Raw genomic sequence first — 6,345 nt, forward strand, 5'->3', positions numbered from 1 at the left:
TACAATATCTGTATCTTTCTGACAATAAGGAGAGTATTATTAATTAAAAGAGCTTTTAAATGAAGTATTCCCCTTTGAAAGATACTCTATACATGTCCACTATACATGACAATCTACTTATATGATACTATTTGTAATAGTAATGTGCTGATTTATAATAGTCTAATTCTGTACTAATATGTTATAATCATAACGTCAGGATTTCTTTTTTTCAAAAACAAGAAGGGGTTTGTCAATATCTATCATTTAGTTACTTTTTGTCAATAATTTACTTATGCTGTTTATTCCATCTATGAGAATGTAAAGCCTTATGTAAAATACTATTGAATTTATAATGGTTACATAAATACTATCTTACCCATTTATTCATTTTATGCATAGACCACCATGCAATTGTCTCTATTTTATAAATGGAGATTATTCCAAATACAAAAGTAATTGGAATAAAGGACCCTATAATTGTGAAAAACCACTATTTAGAGTATGTCAAAAACGTAAACTTGCCCTTTTCAAGTAAAAAAACAATTATTCAGTTAAGATTTTGATTTTTAATTTGTCCAAAGATTTATGTAATAGACAATATTTTGATTTCTTGTTTGGGCTTACATTTTCCTGATGAGGAAGACTTCTTATAAGGGAATATAGTCTACATAGAATAGGATATATTTTTTATTATAATTCAGGGGAATAAAGAATGTACTTTGGTAATCCACGCTGATTCTCGTATCGTGCAGACAATTTTGGTTGCTGTTTATTGAAAAGTGGATACTCCTATCGTTTCAGCTCTTCTCCATAAAGTCTACGCAGCATGATACGTGCCGGTACACTTTTAATCTCTCCATTGGGCAAGCCTTGTATAATACATTCATTGCGCAATGCTTTTTCTTCAAGCATACGACGTTCGCTAATGCCAAACCGAAATGTAACTTTTCGCTCAGTTCTTTTCTTTCATTCTCTGACATAACTTTGTATTTTATTAAATCGTTCGATGTGGTGTATATACATTTCCATTCCTCGCCCGCCTTCAGCAACAATTATACGGGGTGTTTCGCTATTGTCTGCCAATAGCCAATAGTCCACACAAGGCATATAAATATTGAAAAAGTTATCGATACCTGCTTGATAGCGCCGGAGCACAACCTCTTTGGGAATGTCGTGTCCACCATTACGTACACGTTGGGCTACACGCTGAATAGCCAAGTCGGGCGAACTCAACCAGAAATATATTAAATTGACTTTATATCCTTGTTCTTGTGCACGATGGACAAGGCGGGTGTAAGCTCTTGTGGCAAGTGTGGTTTCTATAGAAAAGTTTTGTTGATTTTTCAGCAATTCATTGATTCTTTGCAACATCAACCGTCCGGCTTCAATGGCCATACTTTCGGGATTAAAAGGAGATAATCCACGAGCTATTTCATCCGCATTGACAAACTCCTTGCATTCCAGAACATCCGGCAACACAGTATAAGATGCCGTTGTCTTACCAGCACCATTACAACCACTAATGATGTAGAGTTGTTTTTTAGAATCCATATTCATGCATTTATCTAATTGCAAACATACGATATTTTTATAAGATTATGGATAATTGATAGTTATTGTTTTTTAAAAGTTGGTTGTTGTTGCGAAAGGTAGGAATAACAAATGAGGTTGTGCCATTTGACACAACCTCATCAAAAACACTTTATTTATAGAATAATTCTGGTAGAATTATTTTCCTCCAAGATTCAACTCGTCGTTGTAATCTGTTTCATTCAGAGGTACATCCCATGTCCATTTGTTGGCACCGGAGGCAGGAATGGTTTTTGCAACGGAAATGTGAGCATTACCACCTTCGGCAAAACTGTGACGGACTATGTCGCGGTTCCATCTCTTATAGTCGCTCCATGCAAAACCTTCACCCCAGAGTTCCAATTCGCGATAGTCCATGATTTCATTCCAAAGAGCTTCGCCACTCTTGTCGCAAGAGTATTCTGGATTACGTCCGGAAGTGGCATTCAGCTCTACCAATGCGGCACGGGCAGCGGTCTCGTCATTCAAGAAGTAATTAGCCTCGGCCTCTACCAATACCATTTCCGATGAGCGGATGAAAGGCAGGTAGCTGACACCCGGAGTGTCGAATACATAAAACTTCAGTTGTCCGCCCAGATACATATAACCGGCCTGATAAGGAGCTTCCAGGCCACTGACCGCCATTTTTTGGCAATAAGCAGCTGCATCCTCCCAAAGGGCATCTGCTTCTTCTGCATCGCCCATTCCAAGAATGCCGTAGCTTAAATCCATGGCTGAACCGTCATTGAAGTTATAGCCGGGGAATTTGTCTTCTGTAAGGAACAGTGCCTTACGGGCATCGTTGTTAGGAATGCGATTAATCAGTTCACGACCGATAGAGCCTGCACCGGTCTGCTGGCTGCTCGCATAATATCCGTTGCATGCGTACTGAGTACCATAACTCCAATACCAGTTATTCTCTTGTGCGCTACCAAAACTTCCGAAAATCCATTCACTGGTCGGATTACAGAATCCTGCATGATACTCCGCATTACTCATGAGCGGGTAGTTTTGGCGAGCCATCTTGGCCTCGGCCAATGCTTTGGCATAATCTTGCTTGGTCAGAGCGGCACGGGCGTAGATGGCATGTGCTACATTGATGTTCGGCATCCATACTTGTGAGGCATTACGGTCCATACCGCTTTGCTCAAACAGCATGATGGCTTCGTCCAAATCTTTATAAATTTGTGCATACGTTTCAGCCAATGTGGCATAACCTTGTCCACCGGTAGATTCGTCCAAACGAAGTACTATACCCTGCGAAGCACCATTGTTGGAGTCTTGCCAGCGCCAGCAATAGTAGTGTACCAGTTTCTCGAAAGCGTATGCACGGAAAGTCAGTGCAGATGCTTTGATAAAATTCCTTTCTGCTTCCGTACCTTCGGCATTGTCTATATTGGCAAGAATGGTGTTGGCATTGCCTGCTATGGTATAATAGTAGTACCATGCGTAAGCATCATAAATGGAGTTGGTACGTGTATGGAACTCCTGATTGAAAATGGGAGACCAGCCTGATGCATAGAGGTTGTAATTGTAATTTTCACTCGGATAGTTTTCATACTGAATCATTATGTTGTTTTCACCGGCAAATCCCTGACCGAAATAATAGTGCTGTGTAGTCATGATTTTGGCGATACCGTTCAATGCCTTCATGGCATTGGCCGTAGTACCTACGGCATCGGTAGCTCCGGTTGAGTCAGTAGGAGCTGTATCCAGATAGTCACCAGCACAAGAAGACACCAGCATCATGCCTGCCAATAGGCTTCCTGCGAACAATTTATTGATAATCTTTTTCATTTCTAATACAATTATATGGTTATACCTTTAGAATTTTACTGTCAGCCCGAAGTTATAAACACGGGCTGTCACATATGTATCGTCCGAACCTCCGTTGAAGGAATACTGCGGATTCAATCCTTTGCGTGAAGTCAATGTGAAAAGGTTCTCTACACCGGCAGTCAGCGAAAGGCCTTCTATTCCTACACTTTTCAGCCAACGCTTGGGCAAGTTGTAGGAGAGGTTCAGGTTCTTGAATACGAAGTAAGAAGAGCTTGTCAGCCAGCGGTCGCTGGGGGCATTCAGGTCAGACGATTTGTAAAAGTCAGCGCGCGGAGTTCCGTTCGGATCAATGCGATTGGCAGAAGTTTCTGTCATTCCCGCAGGAACTTCTTTCCAGGAATTCAGGATGTCCTTGTGGTAAGCACTACCGGAAGCACCGGATTCAGACACGCCCATCAAGCTGGCATAACTGCCATCGTATGTCTTGCCGCCTAAAGAATAAGTGAATAACATGTTCAAATCCCAGTTTTTCCAAGAAAGAGCTGAGCTGATAGAACCGTAAACCGTAGGAAGTGCACTACCGGCCCAGTCACGTTTGGCGTATGAAGTCGCGGTAGCATAGTCTGTACCGTTGATGGTAGTCAATGCACCGGCTTCTTGGGCAGCGGCTTTCTTGTCCGGATCCAGTGTATAGAGAGAAGTACCCGTCATTTGGTCTACACCTTCGAAATGATAAGTGTACCATTCGTAGATGGAGTGTCCTTCGGAGTAGTTTTGCATACCATGCAAGATGTCCTTTCCATCGGGCAGTTTCACGATTTTATTTTTTAGGAAAGTAGCGTCTACACCGATGTTCCATTTCCAGTCATTGTTGTTGATGACATCGGCATTCAAAGAAATTTCCCAGCCACGGTTGGACACGGTACCGATATTCTTGTATTGTGTCATGTTCATCGTATTGTCATCCCAAGGATAAGAACCGGCAGAAAGCGGCAGGCGCACCTCGAACAGCAGGTCTTTGGAGCGTTTGTCGAAATAGCCGACTTGGAAGTTCAGACGGTTGAACAGACGCCCCTCTACGGCAACATCCACCGTCTGTGTAGTTTCCCACTTAATGTCCGGTGCCGAAAGTGATTGTTTTACCAAAGCGGCTTCACCACCGTTCTTGTCGATGGTATAAAGGGCCATGTGACCATAAAGACTTACGCCCATATTGTTACCGACTTCACCATAGGAAGCGCGTAACTTCAAGGCATCCAACCAGTCTACATCTTGCAAGAAAGCCTCTTGCTTCATGTTCCAGCTGGCACCCACGGAGTAGAAGTTACCCCAGCGATTGTCCTTGTGGAAACGTGAAGAACCGTCACGACGGAACGAACCTTCTACGAAATAGCGGTTATCATAGTTATATTTCACGCGTGCCAAGTAGGATTCTGTCTTGTCCTCATCGTCGCTACCGCCAAAATAAGAGTTGTTGAGGAAATTGCCCATCGTAAGGTTTCCGTCTACAGCCATACCGGTGTTCATTCCAGAAGTGTACTTGCGCTCCCAACTATAGTTCTCGTGAGCCACCATAGCTTCTACGTTGTGTACCTGATTAAATTGATAGCTCCAGTTCAAGATTTCCTGCAAGGTCACAGTCTTGTATTGGTAGGCATAACTTGTCAAACGACCACCATTTGTAGCACCGTCACCAATTTCGGGGTTATCATATTTTTTATTGTTCGAAGTGCTATTATTTAGGTCACCTTTTACGGTTAATGAAAGTCCATACGGCAACGAGATAGTGGCAAAAGCTTGTCCACCCAATACGTTGCGCACGCTTTCTTGCTTATTATACAACATTTCGTATGCGATGTTACGGTTGCTCAGATAAGATGAGGTGGTGTCATAAATTCTATTACCATCGGCATCCAGTTGATATGTACCGTCGGCATTATGCATAAACAACGGATAAACCGGAGCCATATAACGAGTAATGTAGAACGGATTGGCGTAGGCGTTACCGTTGGCATTACTATTATAGTTACGCTTGGTCCACGAACCAGTCAGGTTCACGCCCCCTTTGAACCACTTGTTAGGCGTATAAGTAGTGTTGATACGCCCGGAGAAACGTTCGTACCCTGTGGCTTTTACATATCCTTTCTCATTCAAGTAGCCTATGGAAGAATACACGTTGTATTTCTCTCCCGAAGTGGCGGCAGAAAGATTGTATTCCTGACGGTGTCCCGTGCGTTCGATGGCATCCTGCCAGTCCAAATCGTCATAGCCAGCCAGGCGAGTGGCAATCAGTTTACCGTTATTGTCAAACAACTTGTCATTAGCGGCATTGTAGATATTACGACCGATAGATTCACTAACCACGTGTCCCGTGGCGTATGTGGCAGCATCGCTTGCCGACATGCCGGCATTGCTCATCATGGCATTCTTCTTGGCCATCCAGGTAGCTTCCATCCAGCGGTCTGCATCAAGACGGTCGTACTCGGGAATACCTCTGTTATACATACCTTGATTCATTTGCAGCGTAATACTCGGTTTGTGAGTGTTTCGTCCGCTTTTAGTTGTAATAATGACAACACCGTTAGCGGCACGGTTACCGTATAATGCAGCCGAAGCGGCGTCTTTCAAGATGGACATGCTTTCAATATCATTAGAGTTTAGTTCAGCCATGTTTCCATCGAAAGGGACTCCGTCTACTACATACAGAGGATCTGAAGCTCCTGAAACCAATGTACCAAAACCACGGATACGAATCTTAGGCGCTTCCCCAGGCTCCCCATAAGTGTTGTTTACCTGTACACCCGGTGCGGCACCTTCAAGTGCTCCGGTTACGCTGGTTGTGATGCGCTTCTCTATCTTCTTATTGTCAACCACAGAGATAGAACCGGTCAACGATTCTTTTTTAGCAGTACCGTATGCCACTACCACAACCTCATCCAAAGCTTCTGCATTGCTTCTCATTGTCACTTTCACACTCGGCTTAATCGCCACCTCTTGTGTCTGCATACCAATATA

Annotated in this window: 4 protein-coding genes; all 4 read right to left on the reverse strand. The window is 43.2% G+C overall.

Annotated features, from left to right (window positions below; genetic code table 11):
* Positions 1–771: 771 nt before the first annotated feature.
* Positions 772–894, reverse strand: a complete 123-nt coding sequence (locus JCM16496_RS25435) for a DUF8506 family protein (RefSeq protein ID WP_500778601.1) — start codon at positions 892–894, stop codon at positions 772–774.
* Positions 895–948: 54 nt separating this feature from the next.
* Entirely contained in the window at positions 949–1,533 is a 585-nt protein-coding gene (locus JCM16496_RS20335) for an ATPase (RefSeq protein WP_025836349.1), read from the reverse strand.
* A gap of 177 nt (positions 1,534–1,710) precedes the next feature.
* Positions 1,711–3,348 (reverse strand): RagB/SusD family nutrient uptake outer membrane protein, encoded by a 1,638-nt coding sequence (locus JCM16496_RS20340; protein WP_025836350.1) that lies wholly within the window; start codon positions 3,346–3,348, stop codon positions 1,711–1,713.
* A 27-nt stretch (positions 3,349–3,375) separates the two neighbouring features.
* The coding region (locus JCM16496_RS20345) for a SusC/RagA family TonB-linked outer membrane protein (protein WP_244440523.1) at positions 3,376–6,345 on the reverse strand (2,970 nt) is incomplete at its 5' end.

Source organism: Bacteroides rodentium JCM 16496 (genome assembly GCF_000614125.1).
GTDB lineage: Bacteria > Bacteroidota > Bacteroidia > Bacteroidales > Bacteroidaceae > Bacteroides > Bacteroides rodentium.